The sequence below is a fragment of the Streptomyces sp. Ru72 genome (genome assembly GCF_002920635.1).
GTDB lineage: Bacteria > Actinomycetota > Actinomycetes > Streptomycetales > Streptomycetaceae > Streptomyces.
The window spans coordinates 24,410-39,171 of record NZ_PQSR01000071.1; the positions used below are offsets into that span (position 1 = coordinate 24,410).

The window sequence follows — 14,762 nt, forward strand, 5'->3', positions numbered from 1 at the left end:
CGTGCCGCATGGAAGAGCGGCGGGAGCTGTCCGGACCGGACAGCTCCCGCCGCTCTCCGTTTTCCCCGCGTACCGAACGGGCTACAGGGATCCGGCGGACTCCGACTCGCCCAGGACCTCCTCGAGCGACGCGGCGGGCGGCAGCACGGCCGCCAGCCCGGTCAGGCGCAGGACGCGCAGGGTCAGCGGATGGGTGCACACCAGATGCAGCGTGCCGCCCTGCGCGAGCACACGGCGCCGGGCCCGGTACAGCAGGCGCAGCCCGGAGCAGTCGAAGAACTCCACCGGACGCAGGTCGATGACTATGTGCGGGGCGCGCCGGACCGTCGCGGAGTCCAGGAAAGGGATGATCTCCACCGCGGCGAGGATGTCGATCTCACCGTGGAACTCCAGCACCGTGTGACCGCGGTCCCGGTGGACGCGCAGATGCCGGGTGAGCGGTGCAGGATCCTGCCCCACGTCGACATCGCCTCCCCCCGCCAACTCCTCGCGCCAGCCTGCAACTTACCCTCGATAGAGTGAATTTGAGCATGTTCGATTGACATATGTCTTCGATTTGAGGGCGCGTCGCCGGTGAAGGTCGCGGCGGTGGCCCCTGGCTCGGTGGCGGCAGACCTACGACAACGCGTGCCAGGCCTTCGACAGTGCCTGACGGAACTGGTCGGCCTGGTGGGACGTGAGGTCGCGGACCATCCGCTCCTCCAGCTCCCGCACCGCGGGGGCGACCCTCTCCAGCAACTCGCGTCCGGTGTCGGTCAGCAGGATCAGCAGTTCCCGGCGGTTGCGCGGATTGCGCTCCCGCCGCACCAGGCCCCGGCTCTCCAGTGACCGTACGAGATCGGCCATGGACTGTGCGGTGACGAACGAGTCCCGGGCCAGCTGGGCCGCCGAGAGTCCGTCGTGGCGCTCCAGGACGGTGAGGGCCGTGTACTGCAGAGCGGTGATCCCCTCGGGCTTGACCAGCTCGTCCAGGTGGGAGCGCACCACGAGTTCCACCTGCTTGACCATGTAGAGCAATGACGGGCGTGTCTGTGTACCGACCATGCGTGCACCCTAGACCATTGACAGGAAACCTGTCCGTAATCAGACTGCGGACCAACAGGAATCCTGTTTGTTGAACTTTTGGCGATCACAACGCTGGGGAGTGGGCCATGACCACCACCTTCGACACCGATCCCGGGCAGCTGTTCATCGGCGGCCAGTGGCGCGAGGCCGCGGACGGCGCCCGCATGGATGTCATCGACCCGTCCACCGGCCAGGTGATCACGACTGTCGCCGAGGCGGCGGCCTCCGACGTCGACGCGGCCGTACGCGCGGCCCGGGAGGCATTCGACTCCGGGCCGTGGCCCCGGATGAGCGGCCGCGAGCGCGGACGTGTGCTGCACCGCGTCGCGGAGCTGATCCGCGCCAACGCCGAAGAGATCGCCGCCCTGGAGAGCCTGGACGTCGGCAAGCCGATCTCGCTGTGCGGCGCGGTGGACGTCACGAACGCGGCCAACGACTACGAGTACTACGCCTCCCTCGCACAGAGCCAGGACGGCGCGACCCGCGACACCCCGCTGGGCGCCTTCGCCTACACCCGGCGCGAGCCGCTCGGCGTGGTCGCGGCCATCACGCCCTTCAACTTCCCGCTCATCCTCTCCGGTTCGAAGCTCGCCCCCGCCCTCGCGGCCGGCAACACCGTGGTCCACAAGCCCGCCGAGGAGACCCCGCTCAGCGCCCTGTACATGGCCCGCCTGCTGACTCAGGCCGGTGTGCCCGACGGCGTGGTCAACGTCGTCACCGGCACGGGCCCGGTGGCGGGCGAGGCGCTGCTGCGCAACCCCGGCGTCGACAAGGTCGCCTTCACCGGCTCCACCGCGGTCGGCAGGCACGTGGCGAGCGTGGCGGGCGAAGGCCTCAAGACGGTGATGATGGAACTCGGGGGCAACGCCGCACACGTCGTCTTCGAGGACGCCGACCTGGAGAAGGCGATCGGCGCGATCATCAAGGGCTTCGTCTTCAACACCGGTCAGTTCTGCATGGCGGGACCCCGGCTCCTGGTCGCCCGGCCGGTCCACGACACCGTGGTCGGCATCCTCGCCGAGGCGGTCGCCGGGGTGCCCGTCGGCGACCCGCGCGATCCGGGAACCGTCGTCGGGCCGATGGCGGGGGAGAAGCACCTGAAGAAGGTCGAGGAGTACGTCGAACTGGCCCGTAAGGAGGGCGCCCGGGTCGTCGTCGGCGGTGAACGACTCGACCTGGGCGGCGGCTACTACTACAAGCCGACCGTGATCACCGGCCTGTCCAACGACTCCCGGGTCGTCCAGGAGGAGATCTTCGGCCCCGTCCTGACCGTGCAGCCCTTCGACTCCGAGGACGAGGCCGTCGCACTCGCCAACTCCACGCCGTACGGCCTTGCTTCGGGCGTGCAGACCACCAATCTCGCCCGCGCCCACCGCGTCGCCGGGCGGCTGCAGGCGGGAATCGTCTGGATCAACGACTGGGCCATGCTCGACCCCGCGCTTCCCTTCGGCGGCGTCAAGGACTCCGGCTTCGGCCGCGAGTACGGGCCCGAGGCCCTCGCCGCCTACACCAAGGTCAAGTCCGTCCTCGTCTCGCTCGACTGAGCGCCCGCGCAAAGGAGTTCATCGCATGACCACCACCACACGCGCCGCAGTGGTCGAGTCCGGGGGAGCACCCTTCACGCTCTGTGAGGTGGAGCTCGACGACCCGGGCCCGGGCGAGGCGCTGGTCCGCATGGTCGCCACCGGCCTGTGCCACACCGACCTCGGCGTGGCGAGCGGCGGTCTGCCGTTCCCGCTGCCCGGCGTCCTCGGTCACGAGGGGGCCGGCGTCGTCGAGGCCGTCGGACCGGGTGTGACGGGCGTCGAGCCCGGTGACCACGTCGTGCTGTCCTTCACCTCCTGCGGCGGCTGCCGCAACTGCCGCGACGGGCACCCGGCGTACTGCGCCACCTGGCTGCCGCTGAACCTGATCGGCGGTCGCCGCGCCGACGGCACCGGCACCATCAGCCGCGACGGCACCCCCCTGGGCGGTCACTTCTTCGGCCAGTCCTCCTTCGCCGAACGGGCCCTGGTGGACGAGCGCAGCCTGGTCAAGGTCGACCCGGAGGTGCCGCTCGCCTCCATCGCCCCGCTCGGCTGCGGAGTACAGACCGGGGTCGGCGCCGTGTGGAACGTGCTCAGGCCCCGCGCGGGCAGCACACTGGTCGTCCTCGGCGCCGGAGCGGTGGGCCTGTCGGCGGTGATGGCCGCCGCCCTCACGCCCGCCGCCAGGATCATCGCCGTCGACCGGGTAGCCGAGCGCCTCGCCCTGGCCAGGGAGCTGGGCGCCACGCACACCGTCGACGCGGCCGAGGCCGACCTCGCCGAAGCGCTCGCCCTGCTGACCGACGGCCAGGGAGCCGACGGTGTCGTGGAGACCACCGGCAGCGTGGCCGTGCTGCGTCAGGGCGCGGACGCGCTGGCCGCCCGCGGCACCCTGGTCGTCGTCGGCGCCCCGCCCTTCGGCACCGAAGTCGCCCTGGACGTCAACGGCTTGCTGCCCGGCAAGCAGATCGTGGGCATCACCCTCGGGGACAGCGAGACCCAGACCTTCATCCCCGCCCTCGTCCAGCTGGTCAAGGAGGGGCGGCTCCCGCTGCACCGCCTGATCGGCACCTACCCGTTCGCGGAGATCGACCAGGCGGTGCGGGACATGAGGGCGGGCAAGACGATCAAGCCCGTGCTCACCTTCTGAGCGAGCGGCCGGTCCACCAGCAGGACCGGATCGCCCGTCGTCCGGCCGGTGTCGCCGAGCGCGTGTGCGCCTCGGCGGCACCGGCCGCCTGTGACGTCCCCGGTGACCGTGGCGCTCGGCCTGCCCACCTCGACGAGGTCCGCGATCGCCGTCGCGCCGTGGTCGGCCTCGACGAGCATCTCGGTCGCAGCCCTCAGGCGTCCGCCGCCGCGTACACGCGCGCCCCGCCGACATAGGTGAGCGCCACCCGTGTCTCGCCGATCGCCTCGGCCGGCCCGGCGTACGGGTCGCGGTCCAGCACCACCAGGTCCGCCAGCGCGCCCGGGCGCACGGTCCCGGTGTCGTCCAGGTGGTTCACGTACGCGGACCCCGCCGTGTACGCCGTCAGCGCGTCGGTGAGGCCGATCCGCTCCTCGGGCAGGAACACCGGACGCGAGCCGCCCGGAAGCACCCGGTTGACGGCGACATGGACGCCCTGCATCGGATCGGGGCTGCTCACCGGCCAGTCGCTGCCCGCCGCCAGTGTCGCCCCGGACCGCAGCAACGCGCCGAACGGATACTGCCGGGCGGCCCGTTCGGGTCCGAGGAACGGGATCGTCAGCTCGTCCATCTGCGGCTCGTGCGCCGCCCACAGCGGCTGTATGTTCGCCGTCGCGCCGAGCTGCGCGAAGCGGGGCACGTCGTCGGGGTGCACGATCTGCAGATGCGCCAGATGCGGCCGGGTGTCGCTCGGCCCGTTGGCCTTGCGGGCCGCCTCGACGGCGTCCAGCGCGTCCCGTACGGCCCGGTCGCCCAGCGCGTGGAAGTGGCACTGGAAGCCGAGCGCGTCCAGCTCGGTGACGTACGACGGCAGTCGGTCCGGGTCGACGAAGCGGGTGCCGCGGTTGGCGGTGGCACAGCCGCAGGCGTCCAGGTAGGGGTCGAGGAGCGCCGCCGTGCCCGTCTCGGCGACGCCGTCCAGCATCAGCTTGACGCTTCCCGCGCGGAACCTGCCGTGGCTCGACGCGGCACGTCGTTCGACGAGTTCGGGTATCTGCTCGGCGCCACGACCCCGGTCCCACCACAGGGCACCGACGACCCGCGCGGTCAGCGAACCCTCGCGGGCGGCGGTCAGATAGGCGTCGGACGGGTCGTCCATGCCGAGGAAGTCGCCGACGAGCGCGTCCTGCCAGGCGGTGACGCCGAGCGCGTGCAGATGCCGCTGGGCGTGCAGCAGCGCGGCGAGCCGGTCGGCCGCGGTGGCCGGGGGCGTGAGCCGGCCGACGTACCGCATCGCCCCTTCCTGGAGCATGCCCGTGGGCTCCCCGGATGCGTCGCGCTCGAACCGCCCGTCGGCCGGGTCCTGAGTGTCCCGGGTGACACCCGCGCGCTCCAGGGCCCGGCTGTTGACCCAGGCGCCGTGATGGTCGCGGTTGGGCAGGTACACCGGCCGGTCCGGGACGACCGCGTCGAGCAGTTCCCGGGTCGGGGCGCCGCCCTCGAAGGCCTCCATGGACCAGCCGCCGCCGGTGATCCACTCCCGGTCGGGGTGCGCCTCGGCGTAGGCCCGTACCGCGGCGAGGGTCTCCTCTGCGGTCTTCGTCCCGGTGAGGTCGCACTGGGTCATCTCCAGGCCGGCGGGCACCGGATGGATGTGGGCGTCCTGGAAGCCGGGCAGCAGCAGCCGTCCGGCCAGGTCGACGACCTCGGTCCGCGGACCGGTCAGTTCCCGTGCGGCGGTGTCGCCGACGGCGGCGATCCGGTCGCCCACGACCGCGACCGAGGTGGTGACGGGCCCGTCGGGGGTGAGGACGGGACCGCCGGTGAAGAGGAGATCGGCCTGCATGGTGTCCGTTTCTTGACGAGGGGACGGTGGTCAGCTCTGGGTGGCGAGGAGCTGGGGCGCATCGGCGTCCGTGCCGTGCCCCGTGCGGAAGTACGGCGACCTGCGCACCCACTTGGCCCAGGCGGCGGCCATGAAGCCGGAGGCCACCATCAGCGTGGGCATCAGCAGCAGGAACCAGCCGTTGTCCGCGCGGAGCGCGAGGTGATCGGCGGAGGTGTAGAAGGACCAGCCGAGGTAGCCGCCGAGCCCGAGGAGCGCGAGCGCGCTCACGGTGGGCAGTACCACGGCCCGAATCCCCTGCCGCCAGTCCTGGCGCAGCAGCCCCCGGAAGCGGGAGGCCGCAGCGAGCGCGGTGAGCGCATAGGAGAGCGAGACGACGATGCCCACCGCGTTGACCGTCGCCATGATCATGTCGGAGAGGCGGGGGATGACCAGCGACAGCGCGGCGACCGCGGCGGCCAGCCCGCCGATCAGCAGCGTTCCGGCGGCCGGCGTCCCGTACCGGGGACTGACCTTCGCCCACACGGTCCCCAGCGTCCGGTCCCGGCTCATCGCGAACATGGCGCGCGCCGTCGGGATCACCCCCGCCTGCAGGGAGGCCACCGCCGAGAACATCAGCGCCACCAGTGGCAGCGCGGCCAGCGGCTGGGACGCCAGCCGGTCGCCGAAGTACGCCAGACCCTGTGCGCCGTGACCCGCCAACTCCTGTTGTGATAGCACCCGTTGGAAGGCGACCGAGCCGAGCAGGAACAAGGCGAGCATGGTCAGCAGCGTGGTGATCCCGGCGCGGGAGGCGTCTCGCGCGTCGCGCACCTCCTCGTTCACGCTGTACGCCGCCTCGAAGCCCCAGTAGCAGAACACCGACAGCAGCAGCCCCTGCGCGAGCGCAGACGCCGACGGGATGGCGAACGGGTCGAACCAGCTCAGCCGGAACGGGTGCGGACCGGTGAAGATGCCGTAGCCGCAGAAGCCCAGCAGCACCACGTACTCGAAGACGAGCAGCCCGGTCTGCAGCCGGGCCGCAGTGCGGACACCGGTGACGGCGGTCACGGTGACCGCGACCAGGATCAGCAGGCCCACGGCCGTCGTCTGGGCGGTCGAACCCGGGTCGAGGGCCAGCCCGGCGACCCGGTGCAGACCTGCCTCCCCGGCCAGTTGCAGCACCGCCGAGCCGGTCACGGCCGTGGTGTAGGCGAGGAAAGCCACCGTGGCCACGACGTTCACCCAGCCGACCAGGAAGCCCAGCCAGGGGGTGAGCGAACGGCCCACCCACACATAGCCGTTGCCCGCGTTCGGCTCCACCCGGTTCAGCCGCGAGTAGGCGCCCGCGATGCCCAGGATCGGCAGGAAGGCGAGCAGCATGATGGCCGGCAGATGCAGCCCGACCACACCGGCCGTCACCCCGAGCCCGATACCGATGCTGGTGGTGGCCGCCGTGCTGGAGGCGGCGATGGCGACGCCGTCCACGACGCCCAGGGACTTGCGGAGAGAGGATTGCGCGGGCGGGTCCGCGCCATAGGGGGTCCGTGTCATGACGGGCTCCGATCGCACCGAGGGGCCCGGATGAGCCCCGGTGACCGGAAATGAAACTGCTCGGGCCCTTAACAGGTCAACGCTGTTGACATAAGGTGCCCGCACCCGGACCGAAGGCGGCCGCCGGGCCCGTGCGGGCCGTCGGCCGCCCCTGAACAGCCGTCGGGAGAGCCCATGACCGACCGAGTGGTCCCACCCGCCGCGCGCCGGCGCAGGCGCCCCACCAAGACCGGTGTCGTCCTGACCGAGGAACTCATCGTCGACACCGCGATGCGGCTGCTGAAGGAACACGGCGCGGACGCCCTCACCGTGCGCCGCCTCGGCCGCGCCCTCGGCGCGGACCCCACCGCGCTGTACCGGTACTTCCGGGACACCGACGACCTGCTGCTCGCCATCGCCGACGAACTCATCGGCCGCACGCTGCGCGTCTGGCGCCCCACCGGACAGTGGCGCGCCGACCTGTGGGACCTGGGACTGCGCATGCACGCCGGGGCGCTCGCCCATCCGCAGGCATCCGTGCTCAGCGCCTACCGGGTGACCGGACGGGTGCACGAGATCGAGGCGGTGGAGACGATCCTCGGCGTCCTGCGCGGGGCCGGGTTCCCGGACCGCGAGGCCGTACGCATCTACCACGCGTTCGTCGACCAGGCCCTGGCCTTCGCCGCCCTCGACGCGGCGAACGCGTCACTGCCGCGCACGGCCCGCGAGGCGGAGACGGAGGTGTGGCGCACCACGTACGCCCGGCTGCCCGCCGAGACGCACCCGAACATCGCGGCGACGGCCCGCCATCTCGTCGCCGACATGCGTCACGGCTCCTATCCGGTCGCGCTCGGCCTGCTGCTGTCCGCGGCGGCGGCGCGGCTGGCGGAGGTCACGGGGCCCACCGGCGCGGGGCGGTGAGCGGGTCGTGACGGACTGAAAACGGGGGCGGCGGATACCCGGGGAGCGTATGCGGGCGGGCACGGCGCCCGCCCGCGCCCGAAGGAGGAAGCATGCCCACGGTATTGGCCGGCGTCGTGGTCCTGGACTGCGCCGAGCCCGAGAAACTCGCCGCGTTCTACAAGGAACTGCTCGGCGCCGAGGAGACCGACGCCGGCGCGAACCGGGTGGAGATCCGCGGCGCCGACGGGTTCCGGATGGCGTTCCGCCGCGACGTCAACGCCACCCCGCCCAGCTGGCCCCGCCCCGAGAACTCCCATCAGGTCCACCTCGACTTCGTTGCGCAGGACCTCGACGAGGCCGAGCGCAGGGTGGTCTCCCTGGGCGGGCGCCCGCTGGAGGCCAAGGAGGCGCCGGGCCCGTTCGAGGAACGCGGCTACGCGGACCCCGCCGGCCACTCGTTCACCATGCGGCGCACGAGGACCACGGCGCCGAAGCAGGGGTGAGGCGACGACTTCCGCGATGACGCCGCGAGTCTGCGAGGCCGTGGGCCGGCGTCACCGGACGTACGACGCACAGGCCGGCGCGGGGGCCGGAGAGGGGGAGCGGAGTTCGGTACCGGCGCTCGGGGCGGGGGCGATGCTCGGCCCCGGGCCGGGAACCGGGCGTGCGACGCTCGGTCCCGGCGCCGGAGCGGGGTGCGTCCCGGCCCGTGCGTGGAGACTCAGTCCCGGCCGCCCTTGTCCCCGCCCGGCCACACGCCCGTCGACCGTTCGATCGCCTTCGCCCCCGTGCGGTCCGCCAGGCTGCGCGCGACCGCGAACAGGGCGCCCTGAAGCGCCGCGGCGAGCAGCACCTCGCCCCAGCCGCGGTCCCGGTCCAGCGCGTCGGGCGCGTCGTCCTCGTGGCGTATCGCCTTCCATGTCGCTCGGAAGGCGTATCCCGCGAGGGCCCCGCTCGCCCAGCCGAGCGCGAACCCGACAGGCCGGTAGACGAGCGGAAGCTTCGGCTTCTTCTTGTCGTGGGCCACGTTTCCCTCCTTGTGTGTCCATGCCTTCTGCGTCAGCGCAGGCGCCCTCAGGGCCGCCCCTCGGCCGGAACCCGCTCGGCCGCGCGCACCGGCCCCGGCGGCGTCCCGTCACCGAACGGACGCCCGCCGAGGTCCTCCCGGCCGTGCGGCGTGAGCCAGCCGGTCAGGTCCGGTCCGAGCGGCACGATCCCGGTGGGATTGATGCCCGTGTGCACCTCGTAGTAGTGCCGCTTTATATGGTCGAAGTCGACGGTGTCGCCGAAGCCGGGGGTCTGGAACAGATCGCGGGCATACGCCCACAGCACCGGGTCCTCCGCCAGCTTCCAGCGGTTGCACTTGAAGTGACCGTGGTAGACGGCGTCGAAACGGACCAGCGTCGTGAACAGCCGGATGTCGGCCTCGGTGATCGTGTCACCGACCAGGTAGCGCCGTCCGGCCAGGCGCTCCGACAGCCACTCCAGCCGGCGGAACACGTCCGTGCACGCCTCCTCGTACTCCTTCTGCTGGTGGGCGAAACCGGCCCGGTACACCCCGTTGTTGACGTCCTTGTACACGAGGCGCATCACGTCGTCGATCTCGTCGCGCAACCGCTCCGGGTAGAGGTCGGGCGCGCCGCTGCGGTGCAGGGACGTCCACTCGGTGGCCAGGTCCAGGGTGATCTGCTGGTAGTCGTTCGTGACCAGCCGGCCGCTCGGCACGTCCACGACCGCGGGCACACTGACCCCTCCGGGGTACCCGGTCTCACGGGCGTCGTAGGCCTCGCTGAGGTAGCGGATGCCGAGGACGGGATCGCGGCCGTCGGGGTCGAGGGTGAACCGCCAGCTGCGGTCGTCCTGGATGGGATCGGCGATGGCCAGTGTGAGAGCGTCCTCCAGCCCGAGGAGCCGCCGCGAGATCACGGCCCGGCTCGCCCAGGGGCAGGCCCGGCTGGCCACCAGCCGGTAACGGCCGGCCTCCACCGGCCAGCCGTCGCGCCCGTCAGCGGTGATGCGGTCGGCGAAGTGGCTCTTGGACCGCTTGAACTGCTTCTTCCCGTACGCGCGGTTGCTGTACTCGCTGTTGCCCTCGGTCATGCGGCCCCTCCTCGCACCGGTGTCCTTCGCACGCCGCTCGGGTTCCCCGATTTGCGTACCGACACCGTGTGAGCGGCGCGGACGGGGGCAATCGGGCGAGGTGAGCAGGACATCCTCGGACAGGGAACGGGACAGTACGGCCGTCACACAGGCGCCCTCGGACGACGGGCCGCCGCCACCCGAGCCGGAACGGCGCGACGGGTCCTCTGACGGCAGCACGCGTGTCACGGTGCTGGTGGCGCTCGGCGCCAACCTGCTGATCGCCGTGGCCAAGGCCGTCGGGGGACTCCTCGCCGGCTCACCGGCGCTGCTGTCGGAGGCGGCGCACTCCGTCGCCGACAGTCTGAACGAGACCTTCCTGCTGGCCGCGCTGCGCCGCAGCCGCCGCCCGGCCGACCGGCGCCACCCCTTCGGTTACGGCAAGGAACGGTTCTTCTGGTCGCTCCTCGCGGCCGTCGGGATTTTCGTCATGGGCGGCTGCTTCTCCTTCTTCCAGGGCTTCGAGGCGCTGAAGAGCGGCGCGGAGGAGTCGCGCAGCGGCTACGTCGCCGGGCTCGTGGTGCTCGGGGTGGCGCTGGTGGCGGAGGGCGTCTCCCTGGTGCGGGCCCTGCACCAGGTGCGCCGGCAGCACGGCACGTCCCTGCGGGCACTGCGGGACCCGGCCCTGCGGACGGTCCTCGCCGAGGACAGCACGGCGGTGCTGGGCGTGGTCCTCGCGATCGTCGGCATGGCGCTGCACATGGCGACCGGGCAGGTCGTCTGGGAGGCGTCCGCTTCTCTGGCGATCGGCGCGCTGCTCGTGTACGTCGCCTACCGGCTCGGCCGTGACGCCCGCGACCAGCTGATCGGCCAGGCCGCCGATCCCGACCTCAGCCGCCGGATCCGGGAGCTGCTGCAGGCACAGTCCGAGATCGACAGCGTGGAGGCGCTGCAGACCATGCAGCTGGGCCTGGAGTCCATCCTGGTCGCCGCCCGGATCGACCTCGTCCCCGGCCTGGACAGCGAGGAGGTCGAGGACGTCGCGGTGCGCATCAAGCGCTCGCTGACCCGGGAGGTCCCCCAGGCCGACCAGATCTTCCTCGACATCACGGACGCCCCGACCCGCGCGGCGTCCCGGCGCCCGGACAGGCACACGAAGAGCCCCGCCGCGACGGGGGAACACGGCGGGGCCTGAAGGACGGTTGCCCCGCGCAGAGCGCGTCATGCCGAGCTGTTCCGACGGGCCGAGCGTGCACCGTACGACGCGGCCGCCGCGCCCCGCGCCCGGTTGAGGCAACGGACCCCAGGAATCATTCTGAGAATATGGAGCAGGCCGCCGCTGCGGCGATAGTCGATGCCCGGGGCACGCTGACGGGATGGAGCGAGGGTGCCCGGCGGCTGACGGGATACACGGCCGAGGAGGTCGTGGGACGCGCCGCACAGGAGCTGCTCGCCGAGGACGTACCGCAGCCGGGTCTGACCGCCCTGACCGGCACCGCCGTTCTGCGCCACCGTGACGGCCACCCGGTCCCGCTGAGCCTGAGCGTGCACCCCGTGACGGGGCCGGACGGCTCCCCGCAGGGATTCGTGGTCACCACCGCGCCCGCCACGGCGGAGGCGGTGCTCGTGGCCAGGGCATTCCAGCAGGCGCCGGTGGCCATGTCCGTCTTCGACCTGGGGCAGCGCTACGTCCGTGCCAACGACAGGGCCGGCGAGATCCTGCGGGTCGACGCGGACACGTTGACCGGGCGGTACCTGCCGGAGACGGTGGCCGACGACGAATCCGGCCGGCGCTTCCACCGCCAGCTGCGCCGGGTCGCCGAGACCGGGCTCCCCGCGCACTACGAGAGCTACACACGCGCCCCGTCGGAGCGCCGGGAGCACGCCTGGACCATCGACATGTGGCCGGTGTACGGCGCACCCGGCGAGATGACCGCGGTCGCCATCTCGGCCGTGGACAACAGCGAGCAGTACTGGGCGCGCCGACGCCTGGTGCTGCTCAACGAGGCCTCCACCGTCATCGGCACCACACTGGACGTGCCGCGCACCGCCGGGGAGCTGCTGGAGGTGGTCGTCCCCGGGATCGCCGACTTCGCCAGTGTGGACCTGCTCGACTGGGTTCTCGGCGCGGAGGAACCGCCCGTCGAGGCGCGGGGAGACGTCGTCCTGCGCCGCATCGCCCACCGGTCCGTCACCGAGGGCACGCCCGAGGCGGCCGTCCGGCTCGGAGACGTCGACACCTACCCTCCCTTCTCGCCGCCCGCGCGGGCCCTGCGCGAAGGCCGCGCCGTGCTGCGCCGGGCCGGGGAACCCGACTTCGACCGGTGGGTGCAGGAGCGCAACGCCCGAGGGGTGGGCGACTCCGCGTACCGCAGGGGGGCCCACTCCCTGGTGGCGGTGCCGCTGCGGGCCCGTGGCACCACGCTGGGCGTCGCGGTGCTCGTGCGCATCGTCAACCCCGACCCCTACGCCGCGGACGACGCCGTGCTCGCCGAGGAGCTGGCGAGCCGGGCGGCCGTCTGCGTCGACAACGCCCGCCGCTTCGCCCGCGAACGCGCGACCGCGCTCGCCCTCCAGCACAGCCTGCTGCCGCGCGGTCTGCCGGGACAGGCCGCGGTGGAGGTGGCCCACCGCTATCTGCCGTCCGGATCGCTGGCCGGGATCGGCGGTGACTGGTTCGACGTGATCCCGCTGTCCGGCAGCAGGGTCGCCCTCGTCGTCGGTGACGTCGTCGGGCACGGCATCCGCTCCTCGGCCACCATGGGCCGGCTGCGCACGGCCGTGCGCACCCTGGCCGACGTCGACCTGCCACCCGACGAACTCCTCACCCACCTGGACGACCTGGTCATCCACCTGGCCACGGGCGAGGGCGGTGACGAGGTGGGCGAACTCGGGGCGACCTGCCTGTACGCGGTCTACGACCCCGTCACCCGCCGCCTGGCCCTGGCCGCCGCGGGACACCCCGCGCCGGCCGTCCTCGTCCCCGACGGCACCGCCCGGCTCGTCACGATGTCGGCCGGCCCGCCGCTCGGTGTCGGCGGCCTCCCCTTCGAGGCGAGGGAGCTGGACCTGCCGGAGGGCTCGCTGATCGCCCTGTACACGGACGGGCTGATCGGCGAGGGTCGCGAGCGCGACCTGGACCACGGCACCACCGAGTTGTGCCGTGCCCTGGCGACCCCGAGCGGCTCCCTCGACGCGCTGTGCGACACGGTTTTGAAGTCGGTGCTGTCCGAGGAGCCCGGCGACGACGTGGCCCTGCTGCTGGCCCGTACCCGGGCCCTGGGGGCCGACCGGGTGGGCACCTGGGACGTTCCGCCGGACCCCGCGTCCGTGGCGACGGCCCGGCAGTACGCCGTCGACCGGCTCGCCGACTGGGGTCTGGACGAGGCCGGGTTCGTCACGGAACTCGTCGTCAGCGAACTGGTGACCAACGCGATCCGCTACGGCGGGCCTCCCATCCAGCTGCGGCTGATCCGGGACCGCTCACTGATCTGCGAGGTCTCCGACGGCAGTTCGACCTCGCCGCATCTGCGTCGCGCGCACGCCTACGACGAGGGAGGCCGCGGCCTGCTCCTGGTCGCCCAGCTCACCCAGCGCTGGGGCAGCCGGCAGACCAGCGAGGGAAAGACGATCTGGGCCGAACAGCCCTTGCCGGACTGACCGGCGACCCGCATCGTGCTCGAGCCGCACGGGCGGCCCGCCCGCGCGGCTCGAGCACGAGGGCTCACTTCTCGGTCGGTTCCAGCACGAAGACGGGGATCACCCGGTCGGTCTTCTTCTGGTAGTCGGCGTACGGCGGATACGCGGCGACCGCCCGCTCCCACCACACCGCCTTCTCCTCGCCCGTCACTTCACGGGCCGTCATCTCCTGCCGTTGCGGCCCGTCCTGAAGCTCCACCGTGGGATGCTGCTTCAGGTTGTGGTACCAGACGGGGTGTTTGGGGGCGCCGCCCAGCGAGGCCACGACGGCGTACCGGCCCTCGTGTTCGACACGCATCACGGGAGTCTTGCGGATCTTGCCGGACTTGGCGCCGAGGGTGGTGAGGATGACCACGGGAAGCCCGGTGTCGAGCAGCGTCGTGCCCTTCGTACCGCCCGAACTCTCGTACACCTCGACCTGTTCGCGCACCCACTGCTCAGGGCTGGGCTCGTACTCGCCCTCAAGAGGCATGGCATCCGTCCCATCGTCGTGTACGACTGCTGTCTCGTCCGTGGTGCCGCGGAGCCGTGCCCCGGGCCGCGGACCACACGGTTCACGATTCAACACCAGCCGTGGGCGGATTCATCCTCACCACGCGCCTCCCGGCATCCGGATCGCCAGTGCCGCGATGACCGCAGAGGAGACCAGCGCCGTCACCAGCCGGCCGCGCCGCCCGGTCAGCGCCCGGCCGAGCAGCGCACCGCCGCCGGCCAGGAGCAGTTGCCAGCTCGCGGACGCGGCGAACGCCGCCAGCACGAACACGCCCTGGTCCAGGAGCCGTACGGTGTGCGTGGTGCGGCTGCCGACCACCAGGGCGGCGAAGTAGACGACGGTGGTCGGGTTGAGCAGCGTGATGCCCAGCAGGCCGAGATACGCCCGCGCGGGGCCCGGCGGCACCGCGTCGACCGGCGCGGCGGTCCCGGACGACCGGTACCGGCGCACGGCGCGGACGCCGCCGTGCACGGCGAGCGCGGCCAGCACCAGCGCCGCCGCCCAGCGCAA

The 14,762-nt window shown here is 72.4% G+C and carries 13 protein-coding genes and 1 pseudogene; 6 read left to right on the forward strand and 8 right to left on the reverse strand.

What is annotated here, in order from left to right; translation table 11 throughout:
* Positions 1-81: 81 nt before the first annotated feature.
* Positions 82-459, reverse strand: coding sequence for an anti-sigma factor antagonist (locus C3488_RS27325; protein ID WP_103843583.1), 378 nt, complete (start codon positions 457-459; stop codon positions 82-84).
* A 156-nt stretch (positions 460-615) separates the two neighbouring features.
* Positions 616-1,044 (reverse strand): MarR family winged helix-turn-helix transcriptional regulator, encoded by a 429-nt coding sequence (locus C3488_RS27330; RefSeq protein ID WP_103843584.1) that lies wholly within the window; start codon positions 1,042-1,044, stop codon positions 616-618.
* A 107-nt stretch (positions 1,045-1,151) separates the two neighbouring features.
* On the opposite strand from C3488_RS27330, the gene C3488_RS27335 reads away from it, so the two are divergent.
* Complete coding sequence (locus C3488_RS27335) at positions 1,152-2,609, forward strand: aldehyde dehydrogenase (protein ID WP_103843585.1); 1,458 nt, start codon at positions 1,152-1,154, stop codon at positions 2,607-2,609.
* Positions 2,610-2,634: 25 nt separating this feature from the next.
* Positions 2,635-3,741 (forward strand): NAD(P)-dependent alcohol dehydrogenase, encoded by a 1,107-nt coding sequence (locus tag C3488_RS27340; RefSeq protein WP_103843586.1) that lies wholly within the window; start codon positions 2,635-2,637, stop codon positions 3,739-3,741.
* A 193-nt stretch (positions 3,742-3,934) separates the two neighbouring features.
* On the opposite strand, the gene C3488_RS27345 is transcribed toward C3488_RS27340, so the two are convergent.
* A complete protein-coding gene (locus tag C3488_RS27345) occupies positions 3,935-5,566 on the reverse strand; it encodes an amidohydrolase (RefSeq protein ID WP_103843587.1) in 1,632 nt (543 codons plus the stop codon).
* Between the two features lie 30 nt (positions 5,567-5,596).
* On the reverse strand, positions 5,597-7,099 hold the full coding sequence (locus C3488_RS27350) for an APC family permease (protein ID WP_103843588.1): 1,503 nt from the start codon (positions 7,097-7,099) through the stop codon (positions 5,597-5,599).
* A 174-nt stretch (positions 7,100-7,273) separates the two neighbouring features.
* On the opposite strand from C3488_RS27350, the gene C3488_RS27355 reads away from it, so the two are divergent.
* Together C3488_RS27355 and C3488_RS27360 are read left to right on the forward strand one after the other, a co-directional pair.
* Positions 7,274-7,999, forward strand: coding sequence for a TetR/AcrR family transcriptional regulator (locus C3488_RS27355; protein ID WP_103843589.1), 726 nt, complete (start codon positions 7,274-7,276; stop codon positions 7,997-7,999).
* Between the two features lie 92 nt (positions 8,000-8,091).
* Positions 8,092-8,484: a VOC family protein gene (locus C3488_RS27360; RefSeq protein ID WP_103843590.1), complete on the forward strand. Its 393-nt coding sequence runs from the start codon at positions 8,092-8,094 to the stop codon at positions 8,482-8,484.
* 218 nt (positions 8,485-8,702) lie between these two features.
* On the opposite strand, the gene C3488_RS27365 is transcribed toward C3488_RS27360, so the two are convergent.
* Both C3488_RS27365 and C3488_RS27370 read right to left on the reverse strand, forming a co-directional pair.
* Entirely contained in the window at positions 8,703-9,008 is a 306-nt protein-coding gene (locus tag C3488_RS27365) for a DUF4235 domain-containing protein (RefSeq protein ID WP_103843591.1), read from the reverse strand.
* A 47-nt stretch (positions 9,009-9,055) separates the two neighbouring features.
* On the reverse strand, positions 9,056-10,081 hold the full coding sequence (locus tag C3488_RS27370; RefSeq protein ID WP_103843592.1) for a glutathione S-transferase family protein: 1,026 nt from the start codon (positions 10,079-10,081) through the stop codon (positions 9,056-9,058).
* 229 nt (positions 10,082-10,310) lie between these two features.
* Here C3488_RS27370 and C3488_RS27375 point away from each other — a divergent pair, with 229 nt between their 5' ends.
* The gene (locus C3488_RS27375; protein ID WP_103843596.1) at positions 10,311-11,255 is read left to right on the forward strand and encodes a cation diffusion facilitator family transporter; all 945 of its coding nucleotides are present in this window, start codon (positions 10,311-10,313) and stop codon (positions 11,253-11,255) included.
* 128 nt (positions 11,256-11,383) lie between these two features.
* Complete coding sequence (locus C3488_RS27380; RefSeq protein WP_103843593.1) at positions 11,384-13,720, forward strand: SpoIIE family protein phosphatase; 2,337 nt, start codon at positions 11,384-11,386, stop codon at positions 13,718-13,720.
* Positions 13,721-13,784: 64 nt separating this feature from the next.
* Here C3488_RS27380 and C3488_RS27385 read toward each other — a convergent pair whose 3' ends face one another.
* Positions 13,785-14,231 carry a nitroreductase family deazaflavin-dependent oxidoreductase gene (locus tag C3488_RS27385; protein ID WP_103843594.1) on the reverse strand — a complete coding sequence of 149 codons (447 nt, stop codon included), beginning with the start codon at positions 14,229-14,231 and terminating at the stop codon, positions 13,785-13,787.
* 117 nt (positions 14,232-14,348) lie between these two features.
* Positions 14,349-14,762 (reverse strand): annotated as a pseudogene (locus C3488_RS27390) (LysE family transporter); the annotation flags it as partial.

Excerpts from the sequence above, each read along its gene's own strand:
- C3488_RS27345 (WP_103843587.1), bottom strand. The coding sequence starts at position 5,566 with ATGCAGGCCGATCTCCTCTTCACCGGCGGTCCCGTCCTCACCCCCGAC.
- C3488_RS27330 (WP_103843584.1), bottom strand. The coding sequence starts at position 1,044 with ATGGTCGGTACACAGACACGCCCGTCATTGCTCTACATGGTCAAGCAG.
- C3488_RS27340 (WP_103843586.1), top strand. The coding sequence starts at position 2,635 with ATGACCACCACCACACGCGCCGCAGTGGTCGAGTCCGGGGGAGCACCC.
- C3488_RS27370 (WP_103843592.1), bottom strand. The coding sequence starts at position 10,081 with ATGACCGAGGGCAACAGCGAGTACAGCAACCGCGCGTACGGGAAGAAG.
- C3488_RS27355 (WP_103843589.1), top strand. The coding sequence starts at position 7,274 with ATGACCGACCGAGTGGTCCCACCCGCCGCGCGCCGGCGCAGGCGCCCC.
- C3488_RS27350 (WP_103843588.1), bottom strand. The coding sequence starts at position 7,099 with ATGACACGGACCCCCTATGGCGCGGACCCGCCCGCGCAATCCTCTCTC.
- C3488_RS27385 (WP_103843594.1), bottom strand. The coding sequence starts at position 14,231 with ATGCCTCTTGAGGGCGAGTACGAGCCCAGCCCTGAGCAGTGGGTGCGC.
- C3488_RS27380 (WP_103843593.1), top strand. The coding sequence starts at position 11,384 with ATGGAGCAGGCCGCCGCTGCGGCGATAGTCGATGCCCGGGGCACGCTG.
- C3488_RS27335 (WP_103843585.1), top strand. The coding sequence starts at position 1,152 with ATGACCACCACCTTCGACACCGATCCCGGGCAGCTGTTCATCGGCGGC.
- C3488_RS27360 (WP_103843590.1), top strand. The coding sequence starts at position 8,092 with ATGCCCACGGTATTGGCCGGCGTCGTGGTCCTGGACTGCGCCGAGCCC.